Here is an 11,884-nt window from a genome sequence, read left to right on the forward strand (position 1 = left end):
GAAATTTGATTATCTCATATAATCATGATGACTCCATCGTAAAATTGAAAAATATGTTTGGGGAAAACATGGGAGGTTGAAATGGAAGCTGCCCGCCGCCTTCGTGCAATGGCGCTGCTTTGCCGACAGACTGCCGCACTCCAACCTGAGAGAAGCTGGAAACTGCTTGCAGAGGCAGAGTACTGGGAGCATCTGGCGGCTGCAGCTTCAGCTCATTGAGCTTCGGTCGAGTGTTCTTTCTTTCGCTTTCGTCGACTTCTTACTTCAAGTCATTTTCTGAGGCATGTGATGTCGAGTACGCGTCAGATTTTTTCTAGTGCTGTTCTGAACGAACGGCACCAGGCGCTTCTGGAGGAGCTTAGAGAGGTGGAGAAGCTTCGAAGTAAGCTCCGACATGTAGAAGCAAGAACAAGAAGGCGGCGTACCAAAGCGAGCGGCAGAGCAAGAGCCGTTTAGAGACCGCCGGGACCGAAGGTTGACCCACGTTGGCTCACTCGCGCGAGTCGATGGACGGATTGCCTGCGTTCCTCGCATCTGCCACTATTTTGAAAGAGGACTTGCGCCTTCATCGCCGCAGGAGCGAGCCTCGGTGACGACGTCGCTGCGACATGTCGGCAACCAGCCAGGCCGGGGTGCCTCACAATGCTCGAACTAACTCGGCGGCGAGACCGGCCGTCTATTCAGGATCGCGCGTTAACTCCGACCTTCATTCGACGTTGCACTTCGGAACACAGCAACGAGTCGATGGCCTTGCCAAAGCTCAACGTCGTGCTCGTCATGCATTTGCTCGGCTCGGCGTCTCGCCGCCTGCTCATCAATGCAGTCGAGCTTTGCAGCGCAGATCACTTGCCGGCTGCCGTCCAGCACGAACACCTTGTACCGCATAATGCAGTCCGATCCCAAAGGCGACCGTCATCGTACTCGAATGTCCGTCTAAGGCAGTGCCAAACTAGGTGTGGCGCACGGAATCTTTGTACGTGTGGCAGTTCGGCTATACCAGCTCGTGGAATCCATTGATTGCGCGGCGACTGTACCTCGCATCTAAGCTAACGTAATCTCCACGCATGCCGAAGCGTGCGGCTCGAGCTCAAGAGCGAGAGGCCACCAAGCGTCATCAGCAGCACACCGAACCAGGCCGTCCAGCTGCGCGCTTCGCCGTGCCCCTCTGCAGTGCGCGCGCCCAGCGGCATATCTTGAGGTGCGTCGGCGAGAAGCTGCCCAACGTCGACTTGGCCCGGCACGGAGTGTTCGGAGGTGAGCTGGTTGGGAAGATCGACAATGGGGGCCGCCGACCCCGTGCCGAGATTGGAAGCGGCATCAGCTACCTTCATTTCGGGTACAGGCGGCTGAGATTGCTCCGGCGGTGCGGCGCGTAGCAACTCCGCGCGCGCATCAACGACCGCGCTCCACCTCGTCCCGTTCTCGTCCAAACTGGCGCTGCGGTCTTTGGCCACGCGAGCCCGAATGGGCTTCTTCACCGTCGCGATGCTCTCGGTCAGGAACCAGCATTTGCGGCGACCGTCCATTCGGTAGACCCAATGCTGTCCACCAGTGGTCGAGGTACCGGGACGCGGCACGCATTCGGCTTGCGGCGGAGAGGTTACCGTGGGTTGGGGCGTAGCAGTATTGAAGAAGTCGGCAAGAGGGTTGGAAGACGCAGGCGCCGCCGATAAACCTTCGACAAGCACCAAACTGGCGAAGTACAATCGCAAATGACCGGACATCAAAAACTCCCGGGTGCGCCCCACCCACGCGCGAGCCTTAGCGGCGACAACGGCTCCCATGCGGCTTAAATCGGGCGGCGCGATGAATTAATTGTACTCTAGGCCACCTGATTAATGTGCTGGTCCGGCACTCCTGGGGTGCAACACGAGGCAGCGCGATCGATTCATCGAGCCACCCGAGTTGTGCCGGAACTCGCTCCCCGCGATCCGCGCCGCCGCCGCACGGCCGATCGCCATCGTGCGCTCGTCCCCGAACACGAAAGCGCCTGGCCGAGGGGGAGTTTGTGGATGTCACGAGACGTGGCTACCCCTTCGCAGCGAATTAAATACTCCGCCACGATATTACCACTGTCGCGCCTTTCTCCCTGCTTCCTCTGGCATTAAATATGGATTGCACGATCAATATTTAACTGAGGGCTTGTCTGCTCCCGGATTCCCGACTTGTCTGCCTGGGCCTTCTGCCCAAGATTAGGGATGGAGCCATGAACACCGCGCATTTCAATTCGCTCTCCGTTGACGAGCTCTGGAGACTTCACCAAGAGGTCGCCGCCAAACTCACTCAAAAAATGTTGGTGCAAAAAGCACATTTGGAGGAACGGCTCCACAGGATTGGACTAGCCAACGAGGCCACGCGGCTTAATCGCAAGCGCCGTCCATACCCGCCCGTTCGTCCCAAATATCGCAATCCGAAGAACCCAGCGGAGACATGGTCGGGTCGCGGCAGGCTGCCTCGATGGCTGCGGCCGCAGCTTCGAGGCGGCCGAGATTTGGACGATTTCCTGATCGGCTTCAGCCCAAAAGCGGCAGAACAATTGAGCGCCGATTGAGGCATTTTGGGATGGGAATGCTGGCGCCGGCTGCTACCCTTGGGCTCTGAGCTTTTCACATCATCGTTCAAACGCGGGTCCTGACCATGCTTGGAGGCATGGCCATAGCGAGCGCACTTGCAATCTGGCTGATGGTCTCGCTGAATCACTCGGGGGGCTCGCGGCGCAGTGAAGACATCGACGAGAATCTCAAGCGCGCGATGGCCCGCATCTAGTCGTGGTGCCTTCTGAAGTGCCGCCTAACCGCATTCCACGCTCGAAAGACTGGACGGAGGAGGACGACGAAAAGAACTCTGATTGCAACCGGCGTCATCCCGCGCTGCAGGAGAGGTGGGTCGTGATCGTCCGAGCGACCGGCCGTTGTGTTGATCGTCACCGGAGATGGAGTTCCTGCTCGCCGAGTAGGTGCCGGTCTGCGCGAGGGCAGGACAACTACAACGAACAGAACGTTCACCAGTAGCCATATTCCCACAATGAGAAGGGCAGTACGCACGAGGAACGACCATCGTTGGATCTAGAATCTGCGGAGGTTACTCCTGCCTCATACCCGGCACGCAACCGGCAACACTGCGTTCGCGGACGGAGCCGCTTCAGCGCAGCCGGCACATTTTCGCATCTCCCCGAGGCCGTTGGGCCCCGAGCGCTTTGCGAGCGTCCAGGATCAATCGCAGCCTAGTCCGGCGCAGCAGTCGCGTCTGTGCGCTTTCGAACATTCATGCCCCTTCAGGTATGCTAGTTCTATGCATCATCCGGCGAGAGCCGGACAGGGATGGCTCATCAGCCAAGACGGCCGTCCTCAGCCCGCAATCCCTGAACAGGGGCTGGGTCATGGAGCGTGGCCAAATATCGCAGCACGATGAGCGGCGAATTTGGCGGTCCGCATAGAACCAGTATCGAGTTTCGGCAGTTGACTCCGGGTGGATCCGAACAAGCAAACTGATTTGTTCGGGCCAAGGATAAGTTTAAAAGCTAAGCCGGCACACATGAAGGACCTCCGACGACGTTTGGAAAAGGTCCGCGCTGACGCCAGAGAGTTTATGCTGATGAGTCAGCAGGCGACGGACATAGAAAAGCGCGAGCTGTTTAAGCGCTTGGCGGATGAACTCGCCTTCGAGGCTCTCGAGCTTGAGCTAGTCGTCAAAAAAAATGAGCGAGCTAATCCGTGCGACCAGCACGAGGTCGTGGAGTTTAAGCCGTCCTCTCAGCGAACGCGTGGCTGATGCGGAAGAAGTCAAGCCGGCTAGATCGGCGTGCACAACGGAACTTTGCGCATGGCTCCGCCAGCGAACGCTGCTCCGCCTTCGCCGCATCTCATTGCGGTTGGGAGGGCCCAATCCGGAAGCGGTGATGTCATTATACGCCGCCAGCAGTTCATCCATATGGTCCTTCCGTCGATTTCGAAGAACAGCGGGTTTCAGGCAAGGCGCCCAGGCTACGGAACTGATCGACTATTTTTCGGCGAACCTCGATCGCAGCCCACGCGAAAGCTGAAGGGACCGGACCTGCCTCGGTAGAAGGAGGAAGCGTTCCCCTGCGTCCGAGCCGGTCGAACTCGGCCGCCCGTTCTTCGGGCCAGCTGTCCCGCAACGCCCGTTTGTGGTATCGACCTGACTTTCAGAAGGTTCGCCGCGCTTTCGCGGCTGAGACAATCCGTACGAGCGCTCGAACCGCTGCCGTCAGGCAGTACAACATCGTAGAAGATCGTACTTTAGCGCACAACGTCGTTGCCATGTTGGTGGCGATACGACTCGAATCCCGACCCGAACATTCTGGTTTTGGTTCTGCATCAACGGTATCTTTCTGCGACGGACAGAACAGATCATCCGTTTTGCCCGCTGCAATAGCCCCGCACGTCCGAACAATCCTTGTACCGCATGTAACGCTCCAACTCGTGGATCGGCGTCGTCTTCGTTCGCCGCACGACACCGAGGGCGACGGTCTGATGGGTGTCGCAGCCGAGGCACTTCACTTCGAGGTATTGGTACCCCGCGTTCAATGCGTCCGCGAGAGCTGGCGATGGCTGGGCCGGTCCTTGAAAGGCAAGCATGCGCTTATTCCAGGCTTCGCAGGCCAGCCGGTCAGCTATCTTGCGCGCCTCCGCCGCTCGCTCAGCCGATGCTTGGACTGAGGCGCCGTAAACCCTCTCTCGCGACTTGCTACCCCTGCGTACATGAAAGCGCGGGAGCGGCCGATACGCAAATTATCAATCTGTTGGGATGGGTCAGGGGGCGAGCTACCCGCAATGGTGGGTGTGGATAACGCCCACGTCGCAAGTCCTCGTCTGGCTGTGTGCGGACCCACCCGTAAATTTCCCAAGTGGTCGAAACGAGGCGCGCTGGTTAACTGGCGTGGGTGAGCACCGCAGCATGAAAACACCGAAACCAAAACAATGGACCGAACGCGAGGTCCAGCAATTGTCGAAGCTGGCACGGACAGGCGCTGGCGTATCGAAGATCGCAGCCGAGCTGGGCCGTCACGCAGGATCAGTGAGGCGAATGGCGCGAACGATAGGGGTATTGTTGAAGAAGTAGCCGTCGAGGAGCTCGCGCATGCCCCGCCCGAAGGAGCGCAGCACGGCTGACCTACAGGCCGAAACCACGACTAATGTCCCGCACAAGCCTGAGCGCGGCGTCAGTATTTCGACCATGGAAGAGCGTCTGATCGAGCTGCGAAAGAATGGTCAGCCCAAATAGCGTGATGGCAATGCCTCTAAACATTGTCGTGGACCGGGTTGAACGGTGCAGCGCAAGTTCAAACGGCCCCAGCCGCAGGTTGGGAGGAACAGCCGGGGCCGGTATTCCCATTCCATGTGCCGCAATCGGCGGTAATCGGCACGCACCTAGCTAGCCAAATAAAAGCTAACGAATTGTTTCGTAAGTCCGAATTCGGAGCGAAGCGCCGCTTTGGTGCAACGGCTCGTGCTTCGCAACGCAACATAGCGCGAGCGCCGCCCGTACTTGTACGGAGGTTGAACAAACTTCTTGCTGTTGCGTGTCGTCCATATTCAACGCCTACTTCAGATTGATTTTGTGACGATCCGATTTTTCAGACGAGGCCGGTCCATGAGCGTCAAAGCCATGATGGCGACTATCCTCCAGAACCAACTGACATCGCGCGGAGTGCATTCGCTGACGCATTCGGACTGCGCGGAGATCGTGGGGCACTTGATCGAAAAGCTCACTGAGCTTGAGCTTAGTTTGGCGCGAGAAGTAGCCAACAACCAGAAACTGCAGTAGCGCCACGCATGATGAGTAATCGAGACTGACGGGCCTCTTCCCTCATCAACCAATCGTCTTCCCGGTCATGATGATGGTGTTCGTGGTGGTGCTCATCGTGATGGTGCTCTGCCCCACCTCCGTTCACACCTTTTGCCCCAGACGCAGCGATGGCGTTTGACGTGAGTGAGGTCGATAGAAGCAAGGTCATGGCGGGCGGCGTCACGCCCGCAAATCTACCGCAAGTCTTCAAAAATTCACGTCGATCGTCATCTTCTGTCGTAGGCATGACATCCACGTCATGGACGTTCGGACCGGCGCGACGCCATATTATGCCGGCCCTTATCAGCATTTAAATAAGTTAAACAGATTAAATCAGTCGCCCACGACGTGCAACGAATGCAGCTAATATTCAGGGTTGCGTGAATCCGAGCGTGTACTTCCTCAGCGGCGGTGGCGCTCTTGAGTATGTCCAGAGCAGTGATCCGTTGGGAACTGATGGGAGTATCGTCCTAATTAAATGGACAGCTTCTTGATGTTATTGTAACTTTCTCCGGTTTCAGCTTCGGAACTAATGTTTTGGAGCACACTCATGCCGGAGTATCGAGCCTACATTCTTGGATCGGACGGCCACATACAGCTTCGCCTTGAACTTGATTGCGCCGACGAACCAACGGCGAGCGAACGAGCCAAGCAGCTCGTTAACGGCCAAGACGTCGAGCTTTGGGAAGGCGCGCGCAAAATCGCGACATATAGGCCAGAAGAGTAAGGTCGCCGACACCGGCGCGCTGGACCAACCCACATTTCGATTGTCGCGACGAGGATCTTGCTCATAGGGGCATAAGCGCACACTGCGCGTCATTCGTGGTCGCCGTTGCTTCGGGGGCAATCGTCTCCCGGCGCGAGTAGCCATTCGCCTCTGTGCGTGCTTGAGGCTCTGTTCTTTCATTTGCACAAGCGGCGTTGCATTCTTGGAAATGGGACGACAGCTCAAGCTCAGCCAAGTGCTCCCAGTATTCTGCTTCCGCGAGGAGCTTCCATTTATTCATGCCATTGTACGCGGCTTGTTGACGACACAGCGAACCCATCGCGCGTAAGCGTCGCACCTTCTCCACTGCGGACCCCCTTCGGCTTGTTTTTCACAAACCTGTTATTTCCGAGTGTCAGAGTTAAAGTCTCGCAGATTGAAATGACAAGCCCGGTGTTTGACTGGTTTTATGACAGCGCATTAGTCTGACTTTTGCCGCTAGCTGAGTGCAATGTCGAATGTCAGCGCCAGAGCGTCGTCCGCCTGCGCTCTGCGCAGGCATGCAATAAGGTTCGCACCAGCAGCAGTGAACTTTTGAGCGATCCTTCTTCGATTATGGTTAGCTTTTCATCACTCCGACGTTTGGTCCTTCCTTTGTCTCGCCGCATTGGACTACGAACCTGCTCGACGACCGATGCAAATTGATCAACACGACCGCTATTGCGCGAGCCTCCGAGGGCTGTCAGTTACTGCAACGTGGACACTATGAGCCCGACACACGCAACGAGCGGTGCCGTACTCAGGGTCAAGAGCTTGCTCGGTGCGGGCTTGCAGATCGCGGTTAACAACAGCTGGTTCAGTTGGTTTCGAAGTCCCTCAGATCGAATTTGCTGGAATGCCAGTTCGCAGTGCGCTCACACCGTCTAATGGGACGTAAGCTCTGACAGATTACGACGCGCGCAAGCAGGAGCCAGCGTGCAGCTTTAAACGTTTATGGGCGTGGATCGATCTGGAAGATGATCGACATGGATCGAACCGAGCGCTTCTTTGCCGGAATGACTGTCGTGGGCACGATCTGCCTCTGCGCCGCGTTTACGATGTGGATGCTCGTTTGAGCCGCCACTCATGCCGCCAACGGAGGCGCCCTATTTCGGTGGCTGCCATCTTGGCAAGGTCAGCCACTCGGTTATCTGAGACGTGATTTCGTTCTGCCGGGCCTTCCTAAGCAGACTGTCTCGTTTGTCCTGGCGGAAATGACCGGGCTCATCACGTAGCTGTTGAGCTTCTAGGTCAAGTCGAGCCACACACTTGCGAGATCGCCGCGGCGTTTGCCGCGCCCCGGAAAGTGGAACTCCCTATGGTATTACCCATGCGCATTTCGCAATTGTGCAGCGGGGCGCTGGCACCTAACTCCTCAATCAGAGACAACAATTCGCCTCCGAGGCGCGTGTGGTTGGAGTTTTTTCTTTTGAGATTGAGAGCTTCCGCAGCTGAAATGGACTTCGGGGCGCGGGGCGTAGGCGGATTCAAACAAAGTTCGAGTTGGCCGCCCTATGACGCTCGAAATGCGATGCGGCGGATCGTTCGAGGTAGGCCGCAGTGACGCTTCCCGGCGAAATTGGTAACCGACTTCTGGCAGCACTACCGGCGCCGGACCTCGATCTGCTGGCGCCCGAGCTAGAGATGGTAGCGCTCGATCGGGATGCGGTCGTCTCGCAGGCGGGTGACCAGACCGAGCACGTCCTCTTTCCTCATAGTGGCGCCATTTCTGTGATGATCGACATGGCCAACGGACAGACGGTCGCCAGCGCCGCAATAGGGCGCGAGGGAGCAGTAGGCACTCTTTCCGTGCTAGGGCCGTCCCCTTCGGCCGTTACCGCCGTCGTTCGTGCCGCGGGCATCGCCTCGCGGATCCCTGCATCGCGATTCCACGCCGCCTTTAGCCGAAGCCCCGCGATCCGCCACGCAGTCCAGATTCATTTCAAAGCGATGCTGATACAGCTACAAATCGGCGGCGCCTGCAATGCGCTGCATCCGGCCCAAGCCCGCATGGCACGCTGGCTGCTCCATCTTCGCGACCGCGCCGACCACGACGTCCTTGCACTCACCCAAGAGGCGCTTTCGCAAATACTGGGTGTGCGACGGACGACAGTGACGCTCCTGATGCGCAACCTGCGCGCTTCCGGAGCGATCAGATCTGAACGGCGAGGAGAAATCGAGATTGACCCATCGCGGCTCGCAGCTGTGGCGTGCGAATGCCACGATACCATGCGTCTCGAAATCGAGGGGATCTTCTCTATGAATGCAGCCCGATCTCGCGCTTTGGTTCTGCCGACGCAGTAACTGAAACGGGAGATGCCGCAAACCATCGCGCCTTTCGGCGTGATAGCCCGTTATCCCGGACATGGACGATGTGGCCAATGTGCAACGGGCGCCTAGCTTCTCCACGGCAATGTCCGCAACCGAACAATCCCGCTCATGAGGTACGCGGTACTATCGCCGCGCCATGTACTGGGGGCCTGTGGATGAACTTTTCAAACGAAAGATCAGACCTTATTGTCTCTTTGGGAAAGCGTGCGGCGACAGGTGTTGGCTGATCGCGCAAATGGCGGATGCTCCCGCGTTGTTGGTGACAATCTGCGCACCTATGCTGAATCGCTCCGTTCGGAAATGGATCGGCGGGAGCTCAAGTACGCCTCAATCAATTCAACTGAATGAAGCAGAGGGTGCCTTTTGGGCACACGGACGATGAGAGACATGCAGGAGCAGCTGGAGAACCTCCTCAAAGACGCAGCCGACTGCAAATCGATCAGCGGTCTGGCCACCGACCTGCAAAAGCGAGAGTTGTTCGCGAGGCTTGCCGATGATCTGAGCGTGTTGGCTTCTGAGGTCGAGCGTGCAATCGCTGCGACAGCCTTTGGCACCGAATCGGAGCGATAAGAGGATATGCCCCGGCACCGATGATTGGGAACCAGCATGCGATGAGCGGAGGAGGCCATGACTGCGGAGCGGCCTCGCGTCCGAGTGTGCAATCGCGCGCTCGCCTGGCCACTAGTCGGAACGCCTATCTGCCCGTGCAAGGCAATCAGCTAACTTCGATCGTCAGCTGCGACCGCGGGTAGGCGTACAGCCCTGACCTTGCAGGATATCCCCGGCCAGCGCGCTTTATCACGAAGGCTGCGTCATACTCATTCGCTATAGGACCGGCGTTGCCCTGTTTCAGCAGCCTCATTCGAAGCCAAGCAACGCCGCGCCCGCTCGATCTGGGCGCCGGTGGCCCCGTGGTTACGGGCATACATCTCAGCCAGGGCCGCCGAATACTTACCAACGTAGTATTTGACCTCTGAGCAAGAAATCCGCTCTCCCGGTCTGTGCTGGCGCGCAGCATAGGCTTCAGAGCTCAGCGTCATCAGAAACAAGGCAGCAGCGCCAATCGCACGCGTGACAGTCATTGTCATCCCCCACAGCTACTAGGTTCGTTGCAGAGAGCAGGCCTGAATCGTCCCGATCGCGCAAATTAACACTGGGGCGCTAGTGCAACGTGTTGTGGACTGTTGCTTTCATGCCCCAGCTTCGTGAGCACCGGCCCGCCTATGCTGGCGAACCCCGTACAAATCCAGACTCGTCGACACAGATGCGCGGCAATTGACGTCCCCATGTAAGCTGCATTGCGCAACGGGACACGCCGCTCTGGTCATCTCAGGAACCCAAGGGCGCGACACGCCGGCCGGCGCCGCCGCGATCCTAACGGGCACAAACCTCTCCCGCGTCGCCTGGGGAGGACCTCACGATGCCGACCAGCAATTCAATCCTCTGCGCGGATGACTACCGGTACGATCATCCTCTCTCGCTCCAGTCCATCATGGGCGAGTTTGAGCGAACTACAGCAACCGAGGGCCAACCAGACCCAATCATGGCCCCGAAGCGCTTGGATTGATGGATCGGGCGGCGGGATTTGATGTCCTGTTCGTCGACGCGATCATGCCGGTCGGCATCAACGGACGGCTGCTTGCCGTCGAGATCGACAATCGCCGGCCCGGTACTTTACACGTGGGGATATTCGGAGAACGCGATCATTCACCATGGCATGCTCGATCCGGGGCTTCCTTGCTCAGCAAGCCGTCCCGGTAGGTCCCTGCTTCCTCCGCTTTGGCGCTTCCGTTCGCGCACCGCGCTTCCAATGCGTCGATGAACGAACGATCCCACCGGCCGTCACGCATGGCCTGCATCGTGGCTTCTTCACGGGCACGCTGAGTCTCGGCATTCGCGATCAACGAGCGAGCCGCATCGGGCGCGAATGCGAGCAGGCCATCCTGATCGCCAACGAGCAGATCACCTGGCCGCACGACCATCCCACCGACCGTGACCGGCACATTGATCGCGCCAGGACCATCCTTGTAGCGGCCGCGGTGATTGACGCCGCGTGCATAGATCGGAAACGTCCGCTCCCGGATTTCCGCCACGTCGCGGATAGCTCCATCGATCACCCCAGCAAGACCTATCGTTGCCCGGTAAAAGGATAGAATACCGCCGATCACCGCATTCGTGATGTCGCCACCCGCGTCGATCACCATGACATCGCCCGGCCGGCAAAATTCGAAGGCGCGCAGGATTGCGAGGTTGTCTCCCCCCTCGAGTGAGCACTGTGACCGCCGTTCCGGCGAGCGGGGCGGGCTTGTGGTAGGGCGCGAGCCCGACGGAGCCGCTGTTCCGCTGCATATTGTCACTCAAGAGCGCCACGGGGATGTCGCGAAGCGCAGTAATGATGTCGGCCGATATCTGCGGTGCGGAAGCATTCTTCGTGAGACCGGAGGTCTGCATGGCTTCGAATCCTGTGTGGAGTATTAGCGCAAATCGAACACGGCCCGCGCGATGCGCGCGACGCCGTCGGTCAATGTTTCAATGTCGTTGGCGATCGAAGACCTGAAGTAGGGCGAAAGTCCATAGGCCGTTCCGCAACCAACGCGACGCCGGCGCTGTCGAGAAAATACAAAACCACGTCGCCGTCGGCGTCGAGCCGTTTGCCGTCGGGCGTGGTCTTGCCGATCAAGCCACCGCAATTGACATAGAGGTAGAACGCACCATCCGGCGCCATGCAACTCAGGCCGGGGATCGCGTTGACGAGCGTGCAAGCACACATGCCTCGGCGCCGGTAAAACGGAATATCACCCGGATTCGTACCTTCACGAACCTTATCGATGATAGAGCGAGGCGGCGAAAGGGTGTCCGGTAGGTCAATCGAATAAGCCATCAGTCCGCCAACTTGGACGAAGTCCCCATAAGCATACATTGTGGGAATTTGGGCTTCAGCCGTCAGTTCGGCAATCATCGCACGATTGGTGAAATGCTCGGCTTTCATCAGATACCATT

11 protein-coding genes and 1 pseudogene are annotated in these 11,884 nt (G+C 58.3%); 6 read left to right on the forward strand and 6 right to left on the reverse strand.

From position 1 onward, the window contains the following. Window positions 1-1,046: 1,046 nt before the first annotated feature. Window positions 1,047-1,724: a hypothetical protein gene (locus AC0L3K_RS06915; protein ID WP_473365647.1), complete on the reverse strand. Its 678-nt coding sequence runs from the start codon at window positions 1,722-1,724 to the stop codon at window positions 1,047-1,049. Window positions 1,725-2,206: 482 nt separating this feature from the next. Here AC0L3K_RS06915 and AC0L3K_RS06920 point away from each other — a divergent pair, with 482 nt between their 5' ends. Together AC0L3K_RS06920 and AC0L3K_RS06925 are read left to right on the forward strand one after the other, a co-directional pair. Next, window positions 2,207-2,551 carry an H-NS histone family protein gene (locus tag AC0L3K_RS06920; protein WP_473365648.1) on the forward strand — a complete coding sequence of 115 codons (345 nt, stop codon included), beginning with the start codon at window positions 2,207-2,209 and terminating at the stop codon, window positions 2,549-2,551. 983 nt (window positions 2,552-3,534) lie between these two features. Continuing rightward, a complete protein-coding gene (locus AC0L3K_RS06925; RefSeq protein WP_473365649.1) occupies window positions 3,535-3,771 on the forward strand; it encodes a hypothetical protein in 237 nt (78 codons plus the stop codon). 620 nt (window positions 3,772-4,391) lie between these two features. Here AC0L3K_RS06925 and AC0L3K_RS06930 read toward each other — a convergent pair. Further along, window positions 4,392-4,709: pseudogene (locus tag AC0L3K_RS06930) on the reverse strand (hypothetical protein); the annotation flags it as partial. Between the two features lie 391 nt (window positions 4,710-5,100). Here AC0L3K_RS06930 and AC0L3K_RS06935 point away from each other — a divergent pair. Together AC0L3K_RS06935 and AC0L3K_RS06940 are read left to right on the forward strand one after the other, a co-directional pair. Beyond that, complete coding sequence (locus tag AC0L3K_RS06935; RefSeq protein ID WP_473254043.1) at window positions 5,101-5,244, forward strand: hypothetical protein; 144 nt, start codon at window positions 5,101-5,103, stop codon at window positions 5,242-5,244. 369 nt (window positions 5,245-5,613) lie between these two features. Continuing rightward, entirely contained in the window at window positions 5,614-5,787 is a 174-nt protein-coding gene (locus AC0L3K_RS06940) for a hypothetical protein (RefSeq protein ID WP_473365650.1), read from the forward strand. Here AC0L3K_RS06940 and AC0L3K_RS06945 read toward each other — a convergent pair. After that, window positions 5,744-6,055 carry a hypothetical protein gene (locus AC0L3K_RS06945; RefSeq protein ID WP_473365651.1) on the reverse strand — a complete coding sequence of 104 codons (312 nt, stop codon included), beginning with the start codon at window positions 6,053-6,055 and terminating at the stop codon, window positions 5,744-5,746. The genes AC0L3K_RS06940 and AC0L3K_RS06945 overlap by 44 nt on opposite strands. Before the next feature lie 2,058 nt (window positions 6,056-8,113). Between AC0L3K_RS06945 and AC0L3K_RS06950 the strand changes: the two genes are divergently transcribed. Continuing rightward, a complete protein-coding gene (locus AC0L3K_RS06950) occupies window positions 8,114-8,857 on the forward strand; it encodes a Crp/Fnr family transcriptional regulator (protein ID WP_473365652.1) in 744 nt (247 codons plus the stop codon). Between the two features lie 414 nt (window positions 8,858-9,271). Continuing rightward, complete coding sequence (locus tag AC0L3K_RS06955; protein WP_473365653.1) at window positions 9,272-9,454, forward strand: hypothetical protein; 183 nt, start codon at window positions 9,272-9,274, stop codon at window positions 9,452-9,454. A 248-nt stretch (window positions 9,455-9,702) separates the two neighbouring features. Here AC0L3K_RS06955 and AC0L3K_RS06960 read toward each other — a convergent pair whose 3' ends face one another. From AC0L3K_RS06960 to AC0L3K_RS06970, 3 genes are all read right to left on the reverse strand, one after another. Next, entirely contained in the window at window positions 9,703-9,966 is a 264-nt protein-coding gene (locus AC0L3K_RS06960) for a hypothetical protein (RefSeq protein ID WP_473365654.1), read from the reverse strand. 621 nt (window positions 9,967-10,587) lie between these two features. After that, window positions 10,588-11,088 carry an RraA family protein gene (locus AC0L3K_RS06965; RefSeq protein ID WP_473365655.1) on the reverse strand — a complete coding sequence of 167 codons (501 nt, stop codon included), beginning with the start codon at window positions 11,086-11,088 and terminating at the stop codon, window positions 10,588-10,590. A 317-nt stretch (window positions 11,089-11,405) separates the two neighbouring features. Then, the gene (locus AC0L3K_RS06970) at window positions 11,406-11,873 is read right to left on the reverse strand and encodes a hypothetical protein (RefSeq protein ID WP_473365656.1); all 468 of its coding nucleotides are present in this window, start codon (window positions 11,871-11,873) and stop codon (window positions 11,406-11,408) included. Window positions 11,874-11,884 lie beyond the last annotated feature (11 nt).

Source organism: Bradyrhizobium sp. MI1.10 (assembly GCF_055811035.1).

Excerpts from the sequence above, each read along its gene's own strand:
- AC0L3K_RS06920 (WP_473365648.1), top strand. The coding sequence starts at position 2,207 with ATGAACACCGCGCATTTCAATTCGCTCTCCGTTGACGAGCTCTGGAGA.
- AC0L3K_RS06960 (WP_473365654.1), bottom strand. The coding sequence starts at position 9,966 with ATGACTGTCACGCGTGCGATTGGCGCTGCTGCCTTGTTTCTGATGACG.
- AC0L3K_RS06940 (WP_473365650.1), top strand. The coding sequence starts at position 5,614 with ATGAGCGTCAAAGCCATGATGGCGACTATCCTCCAGAACCAACTGACA.
- AC0L3K_RS06955 (WP_473365653.1), top strand. The coding sequence starts at position 9,272 with ATGCAGGAGCAGCTGGAGAACCTCCTCAAAGACGCAGCCGACTGCAAA.
- AC0L3K_RS06970 (WP_473365656.1), bottom strand. The coding sequence starts at position 11,873 with ATGAAAGCCGAGCATTTCACCAATCGTGCGATGATTGCCGAACTGACG.
- AC0L3K_RS06935 (WP_473254043.1), top strand. The coding sequence starts at position 5,101 with ATGCCCCGCCCGAAGGAGCGCAGCACGGCTGACCTACAGGCCGAAACC.
- AC0L3K_RS06915 (WP_473365647.1), bottom strand. The coding sequence starts at position 1,724 with ATGTCCGGTCATTTGCGATTGTACTTCGCCAGTTTGGTGCTTGTCGAA.
- AC0L3K_RS06925 (WP_473365649.1), top strand. The coding sequence starts at position 3,535 with ATGAAGGACCTCCGACGACGTTTGGAAAAGGTCCGCGCTGACGCCAGA.
- AC0L3K_RS06945 (WP_473365651.1), bottom strand. The coding sequence starts at position 6,055 with ATGCCTACGACAGAAGATGACGATCGACGTGAATTTTTGAAGACTTGC.
- AC0L3K_RS06965 (WP_473365655.1), bottom strand. The coding sequence starts at position 11,088 with ATGGTGATCGACGCGGGTGGCGACATCACGAATGCGGTGATCGGCGGT.